This window comes from Acinetobacter sp. 25-47-122 (genome assembly GCF_056779695.1).
Window position 1 is genome coordinate 37042 of record NZ_JBWYIJ010000008.1, and the last position, 19557, is coordinate 56598.

General features: G+C 39.7%; 14 protein-coding genes and 2 tRNA genes. 13 read left to right on the forward strand and 3 right to left on the reverse strand.

The window, feature by feature from the left end; genetic code table 11:
• Positions 1–55: 55 nt before the first annotated feature.
• From AC1M9P_RS08675 to AC1M9P_RS08690, 4 genes are all read left to right on the forward strand, one after another.
• Positions 56–3433: an Rne/Rng family ribonuclease gene (locus AC1M9P_RS08675; protein WP_481587411.1), complete on the forward strand. Its 3378-nt coding sequence runs from the start codon at positions 56–58 to the stop codon at positions 3431–3433.
• A 205-nt stretch (positions 3434–3638) separates the two neighbouring features.
• The gene (locus AC1M9P_RS08680) at positions 3639–5480 is read left to right on the forward strand and encodes a long-chain-acyl-CoA synthetase (protein ID WP_481587340.1); all 1842 of its coding nucleotides are present in this window, start codon (positions 3639–3641) and stop codon (positions 5478–5480) included.
• Positions 5481–5610: 130 nt separating this feature from the next.
• Positions 5611–5686, forward strand: a tRNA-Lys gene (locus AC1M9P_RS08685).
• A gap of 19 nt (positions 5687–5705) precedes the next feature.
• Positions 5706–5781 (forward strand) — tRNA-Lys (locus tag AC1M9P_RS08690).
• Positions 5782–5872: 91 nt separating this feature from the next.
• Here AC1M9P_RS08690 and AC1M9P_RS08695 read toward each other — a convergent pair.
• Positions 5873–6484: a hypothetical protein gene (locus AC1M9P_RS08695; protein ID WP_051586498.1), complete on the reverse strand. Its 612-nt coding sequence runs from the start codon at positions 6482–6484 to the stop codon at positions 5873–5875.
• A 270-nt stretch (positions 6485–6754) separates the two neighbouring features.
• Between AC1M9P_RS08695 and AC1M9P_RS08700 the strand changes: the two genes are divergently transcribed.
• From AC1M9P_RS08700 to AC1M9P_RS08710, 3 genes are all read left to right on the forward strand, one after another.
• Positions 6755–7018, forward strand: coding sequence for a PspC domain-containing protein (locus AC1M9P_RS08700; protein WP_179998741.1), 264 nt, complete (start codon positions 6755–6757; stop codon positions 7016–7018).
• 147 nt (positions 7019–7165) lie between these two features.
• Positions 7166–7948, forward strand: coding sequence for a sulfite exporter TauE/SafE family protein (locus AC1M9P_RS08705; protein ID WP_481587341.1), 783 nt, complete (start codon positions 7166–7168; stop codon positions 7946–7948).
• Between the two features lie 97 nt (positions 7949–8045).
• Positions 8046–9455: an SLC13 family permease gene (locus AC1M9P_RS08710; protein WP_481587342.1), complete on the forward strand. Its 1410-nt coding sequence runs from the start codon at positions 8046–8048 to the stop codon at positions 9453–9455.
• Positions 9456–9530: 75 nt separating this feature from the next.
• Here AC1M9P_RS08710 and AC1M9P_RS08715 read toward each other — a convergent pair whose 3' ends face one another.
• Complete coding sequence (locus AC1M9P_RS08715; RefSeq protein ID WP_481587343.1) at positions 9531–10757, reverse strand: hypothetical protein; 1227 nt, start codon at positions 10755–10757, stop codon at positions 9531–9533.
• Between the two features lie 348 nt (positions 10758–11105).
• Between AC1M9P_RS08715 and glyQ the strand changes: the two genes are divergently transcribed.
• The 4 genes from glyQ (at position 11106) to AC1M9P_RS08735 (ending at position 15574) form a co-directional block, all read left to right on the forward strand.
• On the forward strand, positions 11106–12083 hold the full coding sequence (gene glyQ, locus AC1M9P_RS08720; RefSeq protein ID WP_035264216.1) for a glycine--tRNA ligase subunit alpha: 978 nt from the start codon (positions 11106–11108) through the stop codon (positions 12081–12083).
• Positions 12083–14152: a glycine--tRNA ligase subunit beta gene (glyS, locus tag AC1M9P_RS08725; RefSeq protein ID WP_481587344.1), complete on the forward strand. Its 2070-nt coding sequence runs from the start codon at positions 12083–12085 to the stop codon at positions 14150–14152. Before glyQ ends, glyS begins: the two co-directional genes overlap by 1 nt.
• A gap of 69 nt (positions 14153–14221) precedes the next feature.
• Positions 14222–15061 (forward strand): OST-HTH/LOTUS domain-containing protein, encoded by an 840-nt coding sequence (locus tag AC1M9P_RS08730; protein WP_481587345.1) that lies wholly within the window; start codon positions 14222–14224, stop codon positions 15059–15061.
• 123 nt (positions 15062–15184) lie between these two features.
• Entirely contained in the window at positions 15185–15574 is a 390-nt protein-coding gene (locus AC1M9P_RS08735) for a hypothetical protein (RefSeq protein WP_481587346.1), read from the forward strand.
• Positions 15575–15774: 200 nt separating this feature from the next.
• Here the strand turns inward: AC1M9P_RS08735 and AC1M9P_RS08740 are convergent, their stop codons facing one another.
• The gene (locus tag AC1M9P_RS08740; RefSeq protein WP_481587347.1) at positions 15775–16308 is read right to left on the reverse strand and encodes an HPP family protein; all 534 of its coding nucleotides are present in this window, start codon (positions 16306–16308) and stop codon (positions 15775–15777) included.
• A gap of 96 nt (positions 16309–16404) precedes the next feature.
• Between AC1M9P_RS08740 and AC1M9P_RS08745 the strand changes: the two genes are divergently transcribed.
• Positions 16405–16944: a TetR/AcrR family transcriptional regulator gene (locus AC1M9P_RS08745; protein ID WP_481587348.1), complete on the forward strand. Its 540-nt coding sequence runs from the start codon at positions 16405–16407 to the stop codon at positions 16942–16944.
• A gap of 500 nt (positions 16945–17444) precedes the next feature.
• A complete protein-coding gene (locus AC1M9P_RS08750) occupies positions 17445–19463 on the forward strand; it encodes a CocE/NonD family hydrolase (RefSeq protein WP_481587349.1) in 2019 nt (672 codons plus the stop codon).
• The last annotated feature ends 94 nt before the right edge of the window (positions 19464–19557 follow it).

Consider the following 19557-nt stretch of genomic DNA (forward strand, 5'->3'; position numbering starts at 1 on the left):
TCGCTACGTAAATCGCGATGTTTTTGCTTGTGTATCACTATTAGGTGTTACACCCATGAAACGTATGTTGATCAATGCAACACATGCCGAAGAAGTTCGCGTTGCACTCATCACTGGTCACCGTCTTTACGATTTCGATTTAGAAAATCGTACTCGTGAACAAAAGAAAGCCAATATCTACAAAGGTCATGTGACTCGCGTTGAGCCATCTCTTGAAGCTGTTTTTGTAGAATATGGTGCAGGCCGTCAAGGCTTTCTTTCAATGCGTGAAATCGCAAACTCATATTACAAAGCTGACCCTCGTCAAACTTCAAACATTCGTGAGTTAATCACTGAAGGTACTGAGCTTTTAGTTCAAGTTGAAAAAGAGGAACGTGGCAACAAAGGCGCTGCTCTCTCAACTTTTATTTCCCTTGCGGGTCGTTACTTGGTCTTAATGCCAAACAACCCGAAAGGTGGTGGTATTAGTCGTCAAATTTCTGGTTCAGTTCGTGAAGAATTGAAAGAAATGTTGGCGTCTTTAAATGTACCTCGTGGTATGAGCGTGATTGTACGTACTGCAGGGATTGGTCGCTCACAAGAAGAGCTTCAACTTGATCTTCAGCACCTTCTCGATCTTTGGGCACGCATCCAAAGTACAGCAAATTCTGGCCCTTCTCCAATGTTGGTTCATCAGGAAGCTGGTGTAGTTACTCGTGCAATTCGCGACTATTTACGTGATGATGTTGCAGAAATTTTAATTGATTCTGAACAAGCTTATAACGAAGCCTATAACTTTGTTAAAGCCGTGATGCCGAACCAATTAGACAAGTTAAAAACATATACTTTGAATGAGCCTTTATTTGCTCATTTTGGTATCGAAAGTCAAATTCAAACTGCTTACGAGCGTGAAGTTAAACTTCCTTCTGGTGGTTCAATTGTCATTGACCAAACAGAAGCATTGGTTTCGATCGATATTAACTCTGCAAAATCTACTCGTGGTCACGATGTAGAGGAAACTGCGCTTAGTACTAACTTAGAAGCAGCAGAAGAGATCGCTCGCCAACTTCGCTTACGTGATATTGGTGGTCTGGTCGTGATTGACTTCATTGATATGACCAAAGAACGTAATCAACGTATGGTTGAAGCGAAACTGCGTGAATCAACTCAAAGTGATCGTGCACGTATCCAGTTCGGTCAATTGTCTCGTTTCGGCTTAATGGAAATGAGTCGCCAACGTTTACGCCCTTCTTTAGAAGAAGCGACTGGCTATGTATGTCCACGTTGTCATGGCACAGGTATGGTTCGTGACTTGCGTTCTCTTTCACTTTCGATCATGCGTAAAGTTGAAGAAATTGCACTTCGTGAGCGTCAAGGTGAAGTTCAAGTAGAAGTTCCTGTTGAAATTGCAGCATTCCTTCTCAATGAAAAACGTCATAGCCTCGTGTATTTGGAGCAAACTTCAAATGTACGTGTGACTGTACTCCCTCACCCGCATTTAGAAACGCCACATTACGAAATCTCGTATAATCCTGAAGGCTTTGCACCAACCAGCTATGAACGTACTGAAGCGACTCGTTCAAGTGAAAAAGAGTTGGGTTATGAGTCTTCAGAATGGCACTTAGAAGAAGAGCATGTAGCTCCACATACGCATGCCCCTGTAACGCAGGAAAAAGGCAATAAGCGTCATAAAAATAACCAAAATGCTACACAACCTGCGGTAGCGCAAAAAACTGCGCCAGCAGTAGCTGCTCCAGCAACTAGCCCATGCGCATGGTTAGAAAATCTGTTTGTTCAAAAACAAGCAAGTACGATTGATCAATCGCGTACGGCTAACTCTGCAGCGGCTGCAATTGAACAAATGGTGAACGGTGGTGCCGTAAGTCGTGGTCAATTCGGTCAAATTGCACCTGTAACACCTGTGGCAATTGAAGCATCTGCACCAGTTGAAACAAATGCGTATATTTCACATACGCCTGTTGCGAAAAATGATACACGCGACCAAGAACGTCAAGCTGAAAAAGACGAGCGTCCACAACGTCATAACAAGAAAAATCGCAATAAGCAACGTGACACACGCGAAGTTAACGCAGATCAACATGTGATTGAAGAAGTTGTACAGGCACCTCGCCATGAACAACGTCAAGATAATCGTCATGAGTCACGCAATGAAAACCGTCATGAGCAACGCCAAGAACAGCGTGATCAGAAACGTCATCAAAAGCGCCCTCAACAAAACGAGACAGCTTTCGAAGCACAAACTGAACAAGCTGTGCCACGTCGTGACCGTAATGCACAACGTCCACAACGTCCAAATCGTCAACGCGATCAAAGTGTATTAAATCAAGAGCAATCTTCAGCACCTGTTGCTCAAGAAGCTCAAGTTAAAGTTGATTTAATTGATGTACCTCGTAATGAGGAGCTTAAAACAGCGTTAGTGGTTAATGTTGATCAAGCACAAAGTGAGATTGTTGCTTTAACGCCTGAAGTAGCAGCACCTGTAGCAACTGCTCCAGCACCTGTTGTGACAGATGCTGAAGTGTCAGCACCTCAAGTGGAAATTACGGTTGATGAACCTGTCATTGAAGCTGAGGTTAAACCTCAACAAGCACCACAACGTGCAAGTAACGACCCACGTCAACGTCGTCGTAACAAGCATCAACATGACCAGAAAGCAAAATCAGATGCGCCGAAGCTTCGCCCTTCACAAGTGCCAGCTTTAGCACAACATACGGTTTTAAGTTTAATTCAACATGTGTATGGTGCGGATTGCTCTGTATTGATTGAGCAGTTTGGATTAATTCCAACCTTCAATCGCGCATTGCAAAAGTTCACTGAACAGTATGCAGCGAGTTTAAATACTCAATCTGCTGAACCTGTTACTGAGAAAAAACCAGTAACACGTGATGTCGCTGTTCAACAAGCTCCAGCTGAAAAAGAGCCTGCACCTGTGTTAGACTTAACACCTCCAAAACCAGTGTCAGATAAGCGTGTTGCAAATGATCCACGTGAGCGTCGTCGTCTTGCAAAACTTGCAGCTGAGCAAGCAAAACAAGCGCGCCTTGAAGAAGTTGCAGCACAAGAAGCCGTGAAAGTTGAAGCACCTGTTGCGGATGCTCCACAAGCAGCTGATGCAACATCTGAAGTTGCACATCAAGAAACAGCAACACAGACAGCTGAAGTGACTCAATCTGAAGTGAAGACTGAAGAAAAAGTTCAAACTTCTTCAGAACAGCAACCTGAAGAAAAATCTTCAGAATCAAATGAAGTAGTGCCTACAGAAGCAGAAACTGCGAAAGTTGAAGTGGCGGAAGTTGCCGTAAATGCTGAAGATAAATCTGCACAAGTTGAAGCAGATAAGGATGATGCAGAACAGCAGGAAGAAGAAAAACCTGTTCGTCCGCGTCGCCCTCGTGGTCGCCCACCAAAAAAAGTAACACCATCAGCTGAGTAATTTGCTTAAACTACATTAGCTTTTGACAAACCTAGTCATTACGGTGGCTAGGTTTTTTTGTTATGGTCTTTAAAGTTTTGACTGAAAAATCCTGTTCAGAATTGATCAATTTTTCAAAATGGATAAGATATTCAGTGACAAAACCAAGTAAAAAACTTGCGAAAAATTAAAGACTAAACGGAATATCACAAAAAATAGGACCAGTATGAGCCAGACTTATCAAAACGATCTCATTGGAATCAAAGACGTAGCAGCACGACTCCCACATTTGGTCACGAAGTTGCCAAATATTCTTGTCGGGCTCAAACAGGCTTATTTACGTACTCCTAAAACGCCAGCAGGTCTTGCCCTCGCTTTTGAGCGTGCAGCGCAAAAAAATCCTCAAGGTATTGCGCTGTTATGTGAAGATCAGAAATATACCTACCAACAACTAAATGATTGGGCAAACCAAATTGCGCACTACTACATCGCTAAAGGTGCAAAAAAAGGTGATGTGATTGCGGTCATTGTTGAAAACCGTAGTGAACTTATTGCCACCGTCATTGGTCTTGCAAAAATTGGGGTTGTTTCAGCGCTCGTCAATACGTCTCAAACAGGTAAGGTACTTACCCATAGTATTAATTTGGTTAAACCAATCAGCGTAATTGTCGGTGAAGAATGCCGTGAAGCTGTAGATGAAGTACGCGAACAACTGACTGTAGCAAAAGATAAGCTCTATTGGTTTGCTGATCAAAATACACGCCAAAATGCTGGTCAAGCACCTGAAGGCTATCATAATCTTGCACAAGAAATTTTATCTGAATCTAAAGATAATCTAGCTGAAACACATAAGGTGACTGGTGCTGACGGCTTATTCTACATCTATACGTCTGGCACAACAGGTTTACCAAAAGCCGTAGTCTTTACCAATAGTCGTTGGATGTTAGCGTATGGCACATATGGTCATGTCCTCAATCTAAATAAAGATGACGTTATGTATGTCACTTTACCGCTTTATCATGCTACAGGCATGGTAGTGTGCTGGTGTGGTGTAATTGCTGGTAGTTCGACACTAGCGATTCGTCGTAAGTTCTCAACCTCTTCTTTTTGGAAAGATGTTCAAAAATTTAATGCATCAGCAATTGGTTATGTTGGTGAGCTATGTCGCTATCTTCTAGATGCACCTGAATCACATCAAGATCGCAATCATCGCGTCACCAAGATGATTGGTAACGGCATGCGTCCAAATATTTGGGATAAATTTAAAAATCGCTTTGGTATTGAAGAAGTACTCGAACTTTATGCTTCAAGTGAAGGCAATGTCGGCTTTTCCAATATTTTAAACTTCGACAACACCGTAGGTTTCTCTCCTATTCCTTATGCCATCATCCAATATGACAAGGAAAAAGAAGCTCCTATTCGCGATGCAAAAGGTCATTGTATTAAAGTCAAAAAAGGTGAAACAGGCTTATTGATTGGTAAAATTACCAATCGCTCGCCATTTGATGGTTATACCGATCCAGAAAAGAATAAATCCTCGATCATGCATGATGTTTTTAGCAAAGGAGATTCTTATTTCATCACGGGTGACCTCGTGCGAGATATCGGGTGCCGCCATGCTCAATTTGTTGACCGTCTCGGTGATACCTTCCGCTGGAAAGGTGAGAATGTCTCTACAACTGAAGTTGAAAATATTTGTAGTGATTATGAAAAGATCACAGAAGCAGTGGTATACGGCGTTGAGATTCCAAATACTAACGGTCGTGCAGGTATGGCAGCCATCACTTTAGCAGAAGGTGCTGAACTAAATGAGCAAGATTTATCCGATATGGCTCAGTTCTTTAAGAAGTCTTTGCCAAGCTATGCAGTTCCAGTGTTCTTACGTGTACAGAAAACACTCGAAACCACAGGAACATTTAAATATCAAAAGAGTAAGTTGAAGGAAGAAGCTTATTTTCCAGACAAAACTTCAGATCGTATTTTGGTTTTATTACCAAATGAAGATGCATATTGCGATTTAAATGAAGATATTTTGAAAAATATTGAACAGTATAAATATCGTTTTTAAGCTAAAATCGATTGTTTTTTGGCTAGAAAACACGAAATTGTGTCATTTCTAGCCAAACGTAACAAAGTTTTATATTTTTTACTTGCGCTACTCAAATAACTTGCTAAAATACGCAACATCAAAACGAGATGGGTCGTTAGCTCAGTTGGTAGAGCAGCGGACTTTTAATCCGTTGGTCCCGCGTTCGAGTCGCGGACGACCCACCACTTATTTTGAAACCCCTATGGGTCGTTAGCTCAGTTGGTAGAGCAGCGGACTTTTAATCCGTTGGTCCCGCGTTCGAGTCGCGGACGACCCACCAGATTCTTAAAAAAGCCTTTCATCTTGAAAGGCTTTTTTATTGTCTGCAATATAATACAAGCTACCCTCATAGAGTATCAATTCTTATATCTTCAAAGCTTTTGACGTTGCAAAGTATATGCACGTGACGGAAGCGGATTGTCTTTAAAGAAAGTTTGGTTCACTTGCGTTGCATTGGCAATTTTATCAAGATCCATGACCATATTACCCTGCTCATCCAAATCGTAAAAAAATTGAACCCCACTCTCTCTCAAAATAATGATTTGATGGTGATGCGGATCATACAACCAACGATCTTGGCGATATTGACGTTGCGTTGTAAATTCAACCTTACCACGATGCATAAAAATACGATGAGCTGTGCCATCAGCCAATAAATTGATAATAAACTCAGCTTCACCCTTATCACAACGAGCAAAGCCATCATCACATTGCATGGTGGTTTGGTAACGACCTACAAATTTCTGCCATTCTTTAGCAACAGACTGCGGTGTTGTATCCGCTTTCTCTTGAACTGGAGGCCGTGCCTTACCTGCAACATTCGTTAATGAGTTAGATGACTCAGGCGTATGCGACTCCTGAATTTGGTTGATGTGTTCAATGTGTGGCGATTCATTCTGGCTACATGCCGCAAGTGCAATATTCATGATGGCGATAATGCTGAACATTGAGATTGAATGAACTTTAAAATTTAAATTCATCATTTTATATCTTGAGCCATTTCATAAATTGCGATGTATAAAAATATTATCCTTATAAAATAGGGATATACAAGTATTAGCCTGATCTGTCTAATTATTAAGAACCTATACCACATCTAGGTTTTATCTTTTTCATTACATAAAATTACGATATTTTTTGAATAACATCCTTTAAAACGAAAAATTATTCTCCATATAAAAAGTATAGACAAACGTCAAAGAGAAATTGCGAAGTCTATTTCATGACTATTTTAGGTTCTAAAGGAGAACTCAATGGCCAATGTTGGTTTATATCGCTCAAACCGCTCTAACATGATTGCTGGTGTGATGGGCGGTATTGCTGAACGTTTTGGTTGGAATGCGAATTTATTACGAATTATTTTTGTTCTAGTGTCAGTGATGAGCGCTGCATTTCCAGGAATTTTAGTGTACTTAGTGCTTTGGTTAGTGATGCCAAAAAATAAAGTTCAGCACGAACATTCAAATACTTATGATCGTCCAATGCGCACTGTACATCAGGATAGATCACCGCTTTAACTTGAGTTTACCCTCAATCACCCACACAACCTCGGGTGAGTTTTTCAACACGATAATTTCCCCCAATTATCGTGTTTTTTTTATTCTCATTTTGCATCTTTCTCAAAATAGCGCTAACTTGAACAAAACAATAAATATGGACAATCAATGGCACAGTCGGAATGGATGGTATTGTGGCTATGCGCACTGGCCGCATTATTACATGGCCTGAGCGGTTTCGGCTTTCCCATGATGAGTACCGCCGTACTCTCTACTCAACTCCCGCTCAGCCTCGCTGTCACTTTGGTCATTCTTCCCTGTCTCATTTTAAATTTAATTCTGCTAACTGCTCACCCTCACTATTCAATATGGCAGAGCATTCAACACTACAGCATAAGATTTTCCCCCCTTATTCTAAGTAGCTTAGTTGGCAGTCTGCTTGGGGTAAAACTTTTATTGTGGCTCAATGAAGGTTATTTAAAGCTTTTACTTGGCATGGTGATGGTGCTGTATGTGATTGATCAATTACGACAACATTCATTCGCCGTTAGCCCGTCAGTGCTCAATATGCTGATATTCGGTCTGTTAGCAGGCATTATCGGTGGTGCTACCAATGCAATGGCACCATTTCTAATGATGTATTTACTCAGCTGTCAGCTGAGTAAAACCGATATTGTGATCGTGAGTAATTTAAGCTTTATCGCCAGCAAATTGATACAACTCCTTCTACTTTACCCAATTTTGGTCAATATTGATGAGCATCAACAACTTTTAGTCATGTTGATCTGTGTTTTTGCGATATTTGGGGTATGGATCGGCGGACGGATCAGGCAACACATTTCTCAACAGTTTTTTAAAAATACAGTATTGATCCTATTACTTTTGCTCGGTATTCAAGCCCTGTGGCAAAGCTATAATTTATTAGAACAATCGATTTCATTGTTTAAATAGTATATTTTGAAAAATGATAAGGATATTCATTCTTCAGAATTAAGAAGTTTAATACATGCAACTATAAAGCCTATAGCGATATTCAAAAGGAGCGAATATGACGGAACAACTCGCGACCCCGACCAACATGATGCCAAAAGGGCTGATCAAAGGTTGGGTGTTGATACTGATCGCCGCTTTTATTTCTTATGGACTCTATCAAGTCTTACCCTATGATGAAAACGCCAATAAAGGGTTGGCATTACTTTGCTTTATCGGCATTTTATGGCTGACTGAGGCCATCCATATCACGATTACCGCCCTATTGGTACCCGTACTCGCGGTTCTTCTCGTGATGCCTATGGCTAAAGGCGATGAGCTTATACCAATCACAACACAAGCGGCATTAGCTACATTTGCAGATCCTGTGATTTTTTTATTTTTTGGTGGCTTCGCATTGGCGACCGCTTTGCATATTCAAAAGCTGGATAAAAAAATTGCGATGTGGATCATCTCTATGTCTGGTGGTCATCTCGGCATCTCTGTAATGGCGATTTTTGCTGTAACAGCACTTTTATCTATGTGGATTTCAAATACGGCAACTGCTGCAATGATGTTACCGCTTGCTCTTGGTTTACTTTCTCACTTGGATTTAACCAAAGACCGAAAAACATTTGTTTTTATCCTGTTAGGTATTGCCTATTCTGCAAGTATTGGTGGCTTAGGGACCATGGTTGGCTCTCCACCAAATGCAATCGCGGCTAAGGCTTTAGACTATGATTTTGCAGATTGGATGAAAATCGGTTTACCGATGATGATGCTTATTTTACCTGCCATGCTCTTGAGTCTTTATTTGGTACTTAGACCTAAGCTCAATCATAAAGTGCAATTTGTGACTGAGGATATTCCTTGGACGGGTACTCGAATTGCAACAATGGTATTGTTTGTCTGTACGGCTATTGCTTGGATCTTCAGCAAAAAGCTGACCGAGAACTTTGGTATTTCACAACCTGATACTTGGATTGCTGTTTTGGCAGCATGCTTGGTCGTGATTATCGGCACTGCAACATGGAAACAAGTTGCTGAAAATACAGATTGGGGCGTTTTATTTTTATTTGGCGGTGGTTTAACCCTCAGTGCAATTTTAAAAGATTCAGGCAGTTCATTGGTACTTGGTCAAACGCTTGCAAATGTGTTTGGTGATACCTCACCATTGATGATTATTTTTGTTGTAGCAACATTTATTGTCTTTTTAACAGAATTCACCAGTAACACTGCATCTGCTGCACTGTTAGTACCAGTCTTTGCAGCGATTGCCGATCAAATGGGTATGCCTAAGGAAATTTTAGTTATTGTGATCGGCATTGGTGCTTCTTGTGCATTTATGCTTCCTGTTGCGACACCACCAAATGCCATCGTATTTGGTACTGGACATATTCAACAGTCCGAAATGATGAAAGTCGGCTTCGTCCTGAATATTATGTGTATTTTCATTGTTTCACTATTTATCTATTGGTTCTTTATCTGATCTAAATAAATGTTCAAAAAAGAAAAAAGCACGGTATCGTGCTTTTTTCTTGTCGATTCAAAGCCAGTCTTTTATTTATTTTGCAACACCCAACCAAGTGAATTTTTGTGGTACGGCATCTAGCTTGATACTGCGTTCAATCTTGGCCGATTTCAAATCAATCTCATGAATCTGTTTCGTCACCACATTATTGATGAAAACACGATCTTGCTGACCATGCGCAATCAGCGCTGCCTTCTCTATCGCTTCTGAACCTTGCTCAATCACTTGAATACGATGTTTCACTGTCCAAGACTCAGTATCTAAAATCACCAATTGCCCCAATGAATCGAGTATCACGAAATAATCGCCAGATTGGCTATATGTCTGCTGAAGACGTTTCACATTGGTATCTTTCTCAGTCCATGGAATTTGTTGAATCAGCTTATTTGCACCATTGATAATGAATAAATCAGGTGTAGCGGACGCCAATCCAACTAGCTCTTGCGCATTGGCTTGGCCGACGACTGTACCAATACGAACATCCAACTTAATCTTCGAGTCTTTAAAAAGACCTGCAACACCATGCTCGACAAGTAACACGCCGTCTTCACAGCCAAATGCACTATAACCTTTAACCGATGAGGCTCCGTGCAAACCTGGACACGTATTTTCTAAATTATTTTGACCATGGAAATGATCACCATGCAGTTCGTAATTTCTCACCACACTTGCTAATGTTTCACCTGATCCTGAATATGAACTCAATACATACTCACCCAACGGTTCAGCTACGCCATGATGTTTAAACGGAAGCTTTTGCGATGCCACATTTTTTGAAGCGATTCCTGCATCTGTGAATACATCAAATTTTGATGTTTCAGTCTCGCTACCATCATAAAAAATAGCAGCCTGACCATTAAAATTCCGATAATGCGTAGGTGCAGCACCATTGAGTTGGAAGTTCAATAACTGAGGTGAAGCAGTTCCCTTATCACTTAAACCGCTGTCATAAAAATTAACAGTTCCACCAACTCGATCCATCAAGATGCCATAACGTGAACTGGGACTGCTATGTAACGCAAATGGCATCGTCTTCAGTTGTTTAACATCGATGACTTTTTGCTGTTCTAAATCGAATAAACTCAATTCTGGTCGATCGACTTGATCATTGATGATCAAAAGTCTCCCCTCTTGATTTACCACAGTTGTTGGTTTTTCAGGCGGATTATTCTGATTTGATTTGTTGTTATCACTACCACCACAAGCTGTCAGTAAAATAGCTGAAAGCAAAATGCTGATCTTTGGTAATTGGTTTTTCATGGAGATCATCTCTTATTATGACAATACATTACATTTGAAATGTTATAACATAACATTTATAACATAGTGATACAGAGATTCAAAGATTTATTCATTATCTCCGATGGAATATTCCCAATGAGATGCCAAAAATTAAAGTAAAAATGAAATCAACTGAGGTTTATTTCATGCCATCTGATTAAAAACTTCGACATCTAGGAAAGAACACTACAGATGTCGTTCTGCTCCAAGTATGCAAACTTTTTAGCAATTGAGTTGGCCGCACAAATTTATGGACTAACCTTTGCCACTCCCTGCTAAAGTCCTTATAATTGAGCGCAATTTTTCTCTAATTTTAAGTGGAAGACCATGAGTCGCGCCATATCGCATATTGATACTTTCCAAGGCTTAATTCTTGCCTTACAAAACTACTGGGCGGAGCAAGGCTGCGTCGTGTTACAGCCTTACGACATGGAAATGGGTGCAGGTACATTCCACACTGCAACTTTCCTACGCGCATTAGGGCCTGAAACTTGGAACGCTGCATACGTTCAACCTTCACGTCGTCCGAAAGACGGTCGTTATGGTGAAAACCCAAATCGTTTGCAACATTACTACCAATTCCAAGTGGTACTTAAGCCAAACCCAGACAACATCCAACAGTTGTATCTTGACTCGCTTAAAGCGATTGGTATTGATCCGTTGGTACATGACATTCGTTTCGTAGAAGACAATTGGGAATCTCCAACGCTTGGCGCGTGGGGCTTAGGTTGGGAAGTATGGTTAAACGGTATGGAAGTGACTCAGTTCACTTATTTCCAACAAGTTGGTGGTGTTGAATGCTACCCTGTTACCGGTGAAATCACTTACGGTTTAGAGCGTCTTGCAATGTACTTGCAAGGTGTAGACTCAGTTTACGATTTGGTTTGGACTAAAGGTCAGTTTGGTACAGTGACTTATGGTGATGTATTCCATCAAAATGAAGTTGAACAGTCGACTTATAACTTTGAATACGCACCTGTCGATAAACTGTTTGAACTCTTCGACTTCTATGAAACTGAAGCAACACGTTTAATCGAAGCAAAACTTCCACTTCCTGCGTATGAGCAAGTGGTTAAAGCGTCTCATAGCTTTAACTTGCTTGATGCGCGTGGTGCAATTTCTGTGACAGAACGTCAGCGTTATATCTTACGTGTACGCACATTGGCACGTTCAATTGCAAATGCTTATGTGGCTGCACGTGCGGAACTTGGTTTCCCAATGGCAGAACCTGCATTACGTGATGAAGTATTGGCACAGTTAAAGGCACAAGTTGAAGCAGAAGCAAAATCTGAGGAGAGCAAATAATGTCTAAACATACCGTTTTGTTCGAATTAGGTTGTGAAGAACTTCCGCCAAAAAGCCTTAAAAAATTACGTGATGCACTACAAGCAGAAACAGTAAAAGGCTTAAAAGATGCTGGCTTAGCGTTTGATTCTATCGAAGCCTATGCAGCACCACGTCGTCTTGCGCTTAAAATTGTAAACGTTGATAGTGCACAAGCGGACACGCAAAAACGTTTTGATGGCCCTGCGAAACAAGCTGCATTTGATGCTGAAGGTAACCCAACTAAAGCGCTTGAAGGCTTTATGCGTGGTCAAGGCATCACGGTTGATCAAATCTCGACTTTCCAAGCTGGTAAAGTTGAAAAAGTTTGCTACTTAAAAGACGTGAAAGGTCAAAGCCTTGATGCTTTACTTCCACAAATTTTACAAAATGCATTGGACAATCTTCCAATTGCGAAACGTATGCGTTCTGCGGCAAGCCGTACTGAATTTGTACGTCCTGTAAAATGGGTAGTATTGCTTAAAGACAACGACGTTGTTGATGCAACGATTCAAGATCACAAAGCAGGTAACGTAACATTTGGTCATCGTTTCCATGCACCTGAAGCAATTACTTTAACGCACGCTGATGAATACTTAGCGAAGTTAAAAGCAGCTTACGTTGTGGCAAACTTTGAAGAGCGTCAAGCAATTATCGATGGTCAAGTCAAAGCATTAGCTGATGAAGTAAATGCAATTGCGATTGTGCCAAGTGATTTACGTGATGAAGTAACTGCACTGGTTGAATGGCCTGTTGCACTTCGTGCTAGCTTTGAAGAACGTTTCCTTGCTGTTCCTCAAGAAGCATTGATCACCACAATGCAGGACAACCAAAAGTACTTCTGCTTAGTAAACGCTGACAATAAACTTCAACCGTACTTCATTACTGTGTCAAACATTGAGTCGAAAGACCCGACACAAATTATTGAAGGTAACGAGAAAGTGGTTCGTCCACGTTTGTCGGATGCTGAATTCTTCTTCTTACAAGACCAAAAACAACCGCTTGCTTCTCGTAAAGAGAAACTTGCGAACATGGTCTTCCAAGCAGAATTGGGTACGCTTTGGAACAAGTCTGAACGTATTGCAAAACTCGCTGTTGCTTTGGCTCCTATTACAGGTGCAAAAGCGGAAGATGCTGAAAAAGCGGCGCTTCTTGCAAAATGTGACTTAACCTCTGAACTTGTGGGTGAATTCCCAGAACTTCAAGGGATTGCGGGTACTTACTACGCACGTCTTGAAGGCGAAAATGACGAAGTTGCTGAGTCTTTAGGTGAGCAGTACCTACCTAAATTCGCAGGTGATGTTTTACCGAAAACCAAAACAGGTACAACGATTGCCCTTGCTGACCGTTTAGATACGCTCACAGGTATTTTTGGTATTGGTCAAGCACCTACAGGTTCTAAAGACCCGTTTGCACTGCGTCGTTCTGCAATTGGTATTTTACGTCTTGTGACTGAAAACGAGCTTGATGTATCCATTGAAGATTTGATCAAACTAGCACTCGCTGCTTATGGCGATGTATTGAAAGATCACGATAAGACACTAAATGATGCTGTTGCATTCCTTGAAGGTCGTTACCGTGCGAAATACGAAGACCAAGGCGTTGCTGTAGATGTGATTCAAGCCGTTCAAGCGTTGTCTCCAAAATCTCCACTTGATTTTGACAAGCGTGTAAATGCGGTAAATCACTTCCGTGCATTGCCTGAAGCTGCTGCACTTGCTGCTGCTAACAAGCGTGTTGCAAACATTCTTGCGAAAGAAGCTGCACCTGAAGGTCAAGTGGTTGAAGCAAACTTGGTTGAAGATGCTGAAAAAGCATTATTCGCTGAACTTGCGAAAATTACGCCTGTGGTTGAACCGTTATTTGCTGCCAAAGACTACACAGCTGCACTGTCTGCACTTGCTGCACTTCGTGCACCTGTAGATGCGTTCTTTGACGGTGTAATGGTCATGGCTGATGATGCTGAATTAAAAGCGAACCGTTTGCGTATGCTTGCACAGCTTCGTGACTTGTTTACGAAAGTGGCTGATATTTCGGTGTTACAGCACTAATCCATAACTTCTTGTAAGTTAAAGAAAACCCCGCTATAAATGAGTGGGGTTTTTTTATAATTATTTAAAATGCAAAATATTGAGCAAATTCATGAAAAAATTTATAGCTTACTTGGGAAGCATCTAATCCGTTTTCAAACAATAGAGATGAGGCTAAAAAATCTAGTAAAAATGAATAGGACTATTATTTCTAAACCTAATGATTCTCCTCTAATTATAGAACCATCTGTTCAAAACCAAACACTAGGTGGTTTAAGCACAAAAGCGTTAAATTCATTATTTCTAGTCAATCCTTCCCAAGACCAAGAAGATACTTTAAGTCCTGAACTTGAAAATGCTATTCGACTGGATATGAAAATATCTTTTAATCTATGTGAACACAGCCATAGTAAACTGAACAACCAACTACAAGAATTCGTTAAAGATCGAAATTTCATAGCACACCATTTTCAAGAAAAATACAATTTATCTAATTTTGAAGACTCTAAAGCTGCTATCGATTATTTATTGAACCTTGAATCCAAACATAAACCTTTTTTAGATCAATTTGAGCAATATTGTATGACAGCTCAAAAATCACTAGAAACACAAATTGATTTTTTGAAATCTAATTTGTTTAAAACACGTCTAATTTTCCCTGCAGATGAAATTTACAAAGAGATTGAGAACTTAATTACTAACAATAAAAAGAATAATGGTTGGTTATCACTTACAACTGTAAGCGCATTAATTAGTCAAAAATTCCCTGATGCGAATAAAAGAATTAAAATGGAATATGGTTTTAAAAATCTTAATGATTTAATTCTTAATACTGGACTTTTTTCACTAAAAATTGAACCCACAACTAAAGGAGAGAGAGTATTAATTCAAATAAATTACGGAGAGGCTATATTTGAAATAATTAATTAATCTTTAGATTATTTTATCTAACCTATAAGATCTGATTCACCAAAACTCAACCATCTGCCTATAGGCTTTCTAATTTCAAATTCATATACTTAAACTCATAGAGATCAAAATATAAGACCGACGATGAAAATCCAAACTTTAGTCATTTCAGCTTTAATTTGTTTAATTCTTACAGCATGTTCAACTACACCAACTAATCCCAACGCACCTATTGTTTTAGAACAACACAAAAACATTGCTGTTGAGCCTGAAACCAAAGACAACTTAGCACGACTCATCAAACAAAAAGAAAACTGTCTGATCGAGTTCACTGGCAACTTTGCAACAGGCAAAGCCACTGAATACTGGTTCTTCCAAGGGGAGCAACTGATGTCAGCGCATTCAAATTTAGATGCTGATGTCGAAAACAAACAAACCGTGTTTGATATTCAAGATTCAGTAAAACAAACCAATTTCAACGCGCTCAAAAACCACTTTAAAGCGCAAAATCTTCAACAGTGTGAACATTTCTAAGACTCTAAAAAACCATTCATCTGATCACTCATAAACTACGACAGCACAATTGGCTAAAACCAACTGTGCTTTTTTTTTATAAGTGGGGAGTATAAAGTGACTCGACCAGCGCCAAGTCTCAAAAAAGATAGGTTTGAGTGAAAGACTATCTCAGGTAGTTTCACATAAGATTAAAAAAAATCGAATGATGCGAATTTCAATCATGGCTTGGATTTGATTATACCTAAACCGTAAAGTGGCCATTTATGATTAGGTTTAATATTATTCACAACCATCGCAATCAATACTAAAGCCACAGATCCTAAAAGCACAGGAAATATGAGGAAATTCCATCCATAGCTGATTGAATCTGCTGTTAATAAAATGACCAATGGATTTGCTCCTGCTGGAGGATGCACACATCTAAAAAATTGCATTAAGGTAATCGCACAACCAACTGATAAAGCTACAGTCAAAATCGAATCAGGAAAGAACTTAAGAAAAAATAGACCGATAAAAGCAGAAATAAAATGACCGAAAATCACATTTCTAGGTTGAGCTAATGGCGACTGTGATACTGCATAAAGAATTACACAAGTTGCGCCAAAAGGCGCCATGATATAAATATTTCCCGTTAATTTACTCAACAAAAGTAGCAAAAAAATACTAATTGTTCCTCCAATAAAGCTCCGAATCATTTCGTGCGGTTTAGGAAAAGCAGTAAGTTTTTCTTTTCCTTCAAAAATTGAAAGCATACTGATATCGCCTTTTTAATATTGTTTTAAAAGCATAATACAGATAAAATAAAAATAGTACAGATCTGTACTATTTTTATTTTCAGGATTGCAAGGATGTCAAAATCAGCATTAAAAATTCTTGATACAGCAGAAAAACTATTTAACCAAAATAGCTTTGTTGGCGTAGGTGTAGACTTAATTCGAGATCAATCAGGGTGTTCGAAAACCACGATGTACACGTACTACAAAAATAAGATGCAGTTGGTTGAATCCGTTCTCAAAGCTCGTGATGAAAAATTTAAAGAGAGTTTGTTTAAATATATTGGCAAATCAGAAGGTCTTACTGCAATAAACAAAATTTTTGATTGGCATATGCAGTGGTTTCAACAAGACTCCTTTAAAGGATGCTTATTTGTTAGAGCTGTCGCTGAATCGAACCAAAACGATAAATCTATAATCTCAGTTGCTCAAAATCATAAACAATGGATAAAAGAATTAATATCAATACATTGCTTGAATATGGGCAAACAAGACTTATCCGAATTAATTTACACACTAATAGAAGGATTAATTAGCCGATTCTTGGTAGATGGATTTGATCCTCAACTTGGTGCTCTGATTAAGAAAAATATAAATCATCTATTCGAGGAATGACTTTGATTTAAAGCTACGCATATTTTGCCTAAATCAGTATTGCTTCAGATATCAGAGTAAAAAAATTTGATTAATCACGATTTTTTCATAAAGGTGAAAGTCTCACATAGCGCTGAGTTTCTACAGTTTCAATAAAAGCTCCTGATTGGCATAAGTGCTCACATTCAACAATTTTCTTTAGAAATCAGATAGAAGAAATATCTTCTAAATTATGATTAATTTATATACGCTTGTATTTTTTAAACTGACCCAATCAATATTTTTTTATATTAAAAATAAAATACTTAATCAAAATATTATTGCCAATCCGACAAACAACAAGACCCAAACTTGTTAGTTAAACTAAACAATTATACAACATCAAAGCCTAATCTGAATTATCTTTTTTGATCAAATTAGGAGACATAACAATAAAATGAATGGAACGATTTGGCTTTATGCATATTTCATTCTTCACTCAAGCACGACTAAAAAAATGAAAAACAAAAAGGAATTATGTAATGAAATTGCTAAATTCTTTCTATGCTGCTGTTGGCATTGGTGTCACGATACTTGCGACCACCATCGGCATAGCAAATAAAACAATTAATCCAACACCAAACGTGACACCAGACTTAAGCTATTTAAGTCCTCAACCCGACCCAGTGACCTCCCCAGATGTCACGCTCCCAGGTACTCCCGTTGCATTAAAAAACACCCGACTCGGAACTAGACAATCTCCGAGTCAACCTCAAGTCCCATCACTTTCCAATGCCAATGCTCAATGGCAATTGTATGATCGACCTGCTGAATATCCTCAGTCGGTGACCTTGCCAGCACAGTGGATTACCATGCGTGATGGAACGCGAATCGCCACTTATGTCACGCTCCCTGCGGATGAGTCAGGTCGTCCTATCAATGCAAAATTCCCTGTGATTGTTATTCAAACGGCCTATAGCGCAGGGGTTGCAGGTAAGGTTTCAGCAATAGCAGGTGGTGCAGACCCGGAAATGGTGAAACGTGGCTACGCAACAGTCGTTGCAGATGTTCGTGGAACAGGCAACTCTACAGGTAAGTGGGAAGCTTTTGGTAAAGTCGAACAACAAGATGCTTATGAAATTATTGACTGGTCAAGTAAACAAAGCTTCTCTGATGGAAATGTCGGCTTATATGGCGTTTCTTATTTAGGAATCACGGCGATGCTGGGTGCAGCGACACAACATCCAGCAATCAAGGCAGCGTTCCCAATCGTACCTATGGGTGATGCGTACCGCGATATTCTTTTCAATGGCGGGCAGCTAAATACTAACTTCATTCCACTTTGGATGAGTTTAATTACACTGTTGGGTACTTTACCGATTGATACCTTGGTGCAAGATCCGATTACTGGAAAACTGACCGCACTCGATAAAATTATTAACAGTACAGAATTCCAAATACCGCTTTTTGCCAATGCTCTAAAAGGCAAAGCTGATGCCTTTGATAATGACTTTTGGCAAGAAAGATCGCTGTTAGAACAAGCCAATAATATTAAAGTTCCGACTTTTATTGTCGGGGGAACACGTGATTTGTTCCAACGCAGTGAACCGCTTTGGCATGAAGCATTAAAAGGTCATACCACAGTAAAAACCTTTATTGGCCCTTGGGCACACATTCAAGCCGCACAACTTTTCCCAAGTTTGCCTAAAGGTAATGTACCGCGTTTAGACAAAATGCAACTTCAATGGTTTGATCAATATTTAAAAGGCATCAACACTGGCGCTGAAACTCTACCTAATGTCACACAATGGGTGCACGGTTATGAAGATTATGTCGTCAGTACGGATTGGCCGCATGTAGCATTAGAACCAGATCGTTTATTCTTAAATACACGTGGAAACCTTGCAAAAGATCGACCAACGTCAAGCTCTGGTGAAAACTACTTATTACAAGCGCCAACTTTCGGTTTATGCTCAAGTACTGTTGAACAAGTTCTCATTGGTGCAACGTCTATCCTACCGTTCCCATGTCTGGAAAATAGCAACTTGGCAAATATTCCTGCTTCGGTCTTTAACTCAGTACCTTTAACTGAAGACTATTATTTAAATGGACCGATACAAGCTGACTTGTGGATTTCATCCAGCTCTAAAGACAGTGGTTTAGTCGTACGTGTATCCGATGTGGACCCAAGAACGGGCAATGCTAAAACATTAAGCACGGGTATTATCACAGCGTCCATGCGTAAAGTTGACGAATCACGTTCTCGTTATATCAAAGGACAAATGATTCAACCTTGGCATACATTTAAAGCATCGGATATTCAGCCTTTAGACAAAAACAAGCCAGTCTTGGTCAATGTTGAGATTCCAGCAACTGCTGCGCTTATTCCGAAAGGCCATCGTATTCAAATTTCGGTGGTTTCCAGTGATGTATGGAAAGGCGTTGCCCCATTACCAAATTTAACTTCATCGCTTTTGGGATCGATTTCGATCTATTCGAATTCACAATACCCATCAAGCGTGGTTTTACCAAAAGTCCCGACTCAATATCTGAAGCATTAATTTTTATATTTCTTATAAACAGCGTCTGAGCATGAATCAATGCTCAGACTTTTTTATGTTGAATATATTGGTTTGATCAACACCTGTCTTAGAA

What these genes read in the sequence shown, in the direction of transcription:
- AC1M9P_RS08710 (WP_481587342.1), top strand. Translation starts at nt 8,046, where the DNA reads ATGACGGAACAACTCGCGACCCCGACCAACATGATGCCAAAAGGGCTG.
- glyQ (WP_035264216.1), top strand. Translation starts at nt 11,106, where the DNA reads ATGAGTCGCGCCATATCGCATATTGATACTTTCCAAGGCTTAATTCTT.
- AC1M9P_RS08745 (WP_481587348.1), top strand. Translation starts at nt 16,405, where the DNA reads ATGTCAAAATCAGCATTAAAAATTCTTGATACAGCAGAAAAACTATTT.
- AC1M9P_RS08700 (WP_179998741.1), top strand. Translation starts at nt 6,755, where the DNA reads ATGGCCAATGTTGGTTTATATCGCTCAAACCGCTCTAACATGATTGCT.
- AC1M9P_RS08675 (WP_481587411.1), top strand. Translation starts at nt 56, where the DNA reads ATGAAACGTATGTTGATCAATGCAACACATGCCGAAGAAGTTCGCGTT.
- AC1M9P_RS08715 (WP_481587343.1), bottom strand. Translation starts at nt 10,757, where the DNA reads ATGAAAAACCAATTACCAAAGATCAGCATTTTGCTTTCAGCTATTTTA.
- AC1M9P_RS08695 (WP_051586498.1), bottom strand. Translation starts at nt 6,484, where the DNA reads ATGATGAATTTAAATTTTAAAGTTCATTCAATCTCAATGTTCAGCATT.
- AC1M9P_RS08735 (WP_481587346.1), top strand. Translation starts at nt 15,185, where the DNA reads ATGAAAATCCAAACTTTAGTCATTTCAGCTTTAATTTGTTTAATTCTT.
- AC1M9P_RS08730 (WP_481587345.1), top strand. Translation starts at nt 14,222, where the DNA reads ATGCAAAATATTGAGCAAATTCATGAAAAAATTTATAGCTTACTTGGG.
- AC1M9P_RS08750 (WP_481587349.1), top strand. Translation starts at nt 17,445, where the DNA reads ATGAAATTGCTAAATTCTTTCTATGCTGCTGTTGGCATTGGTGTCACG.
- AC1M9P_RS08680 (WP_481587340.1), top strand. Translation starts at nt 3,639, where the DNA reads ATGAGCCAGACTTATCAAAACGATCTCATTGGAATCAAAGACGTAGCA.
- glyS (WP_481587344.1), top strand. Translation starts at nt 12,083, where the DNA reads ATGTCTAAACATACCGTTTTGTTCGAATTAGGTTGTGAAGAACTTCCG.
- AC1M9P_RS08705 (WP_481587341.1), top strand. Translation starts at nt 7,166, where the DNA reads ATGGCACAGTCGGAATGGATGGTATTGTGGCTATGCGCACTGGCCGCA.
- AC1M9P_RS08740 (WP_481587347.1), bottom strand. Translation starts at nt 16,308, where the DNA reads ATGCTTTCAATTTTTGAAGGAAAAGAAAAACTTACTGCTTTTCCTAAA.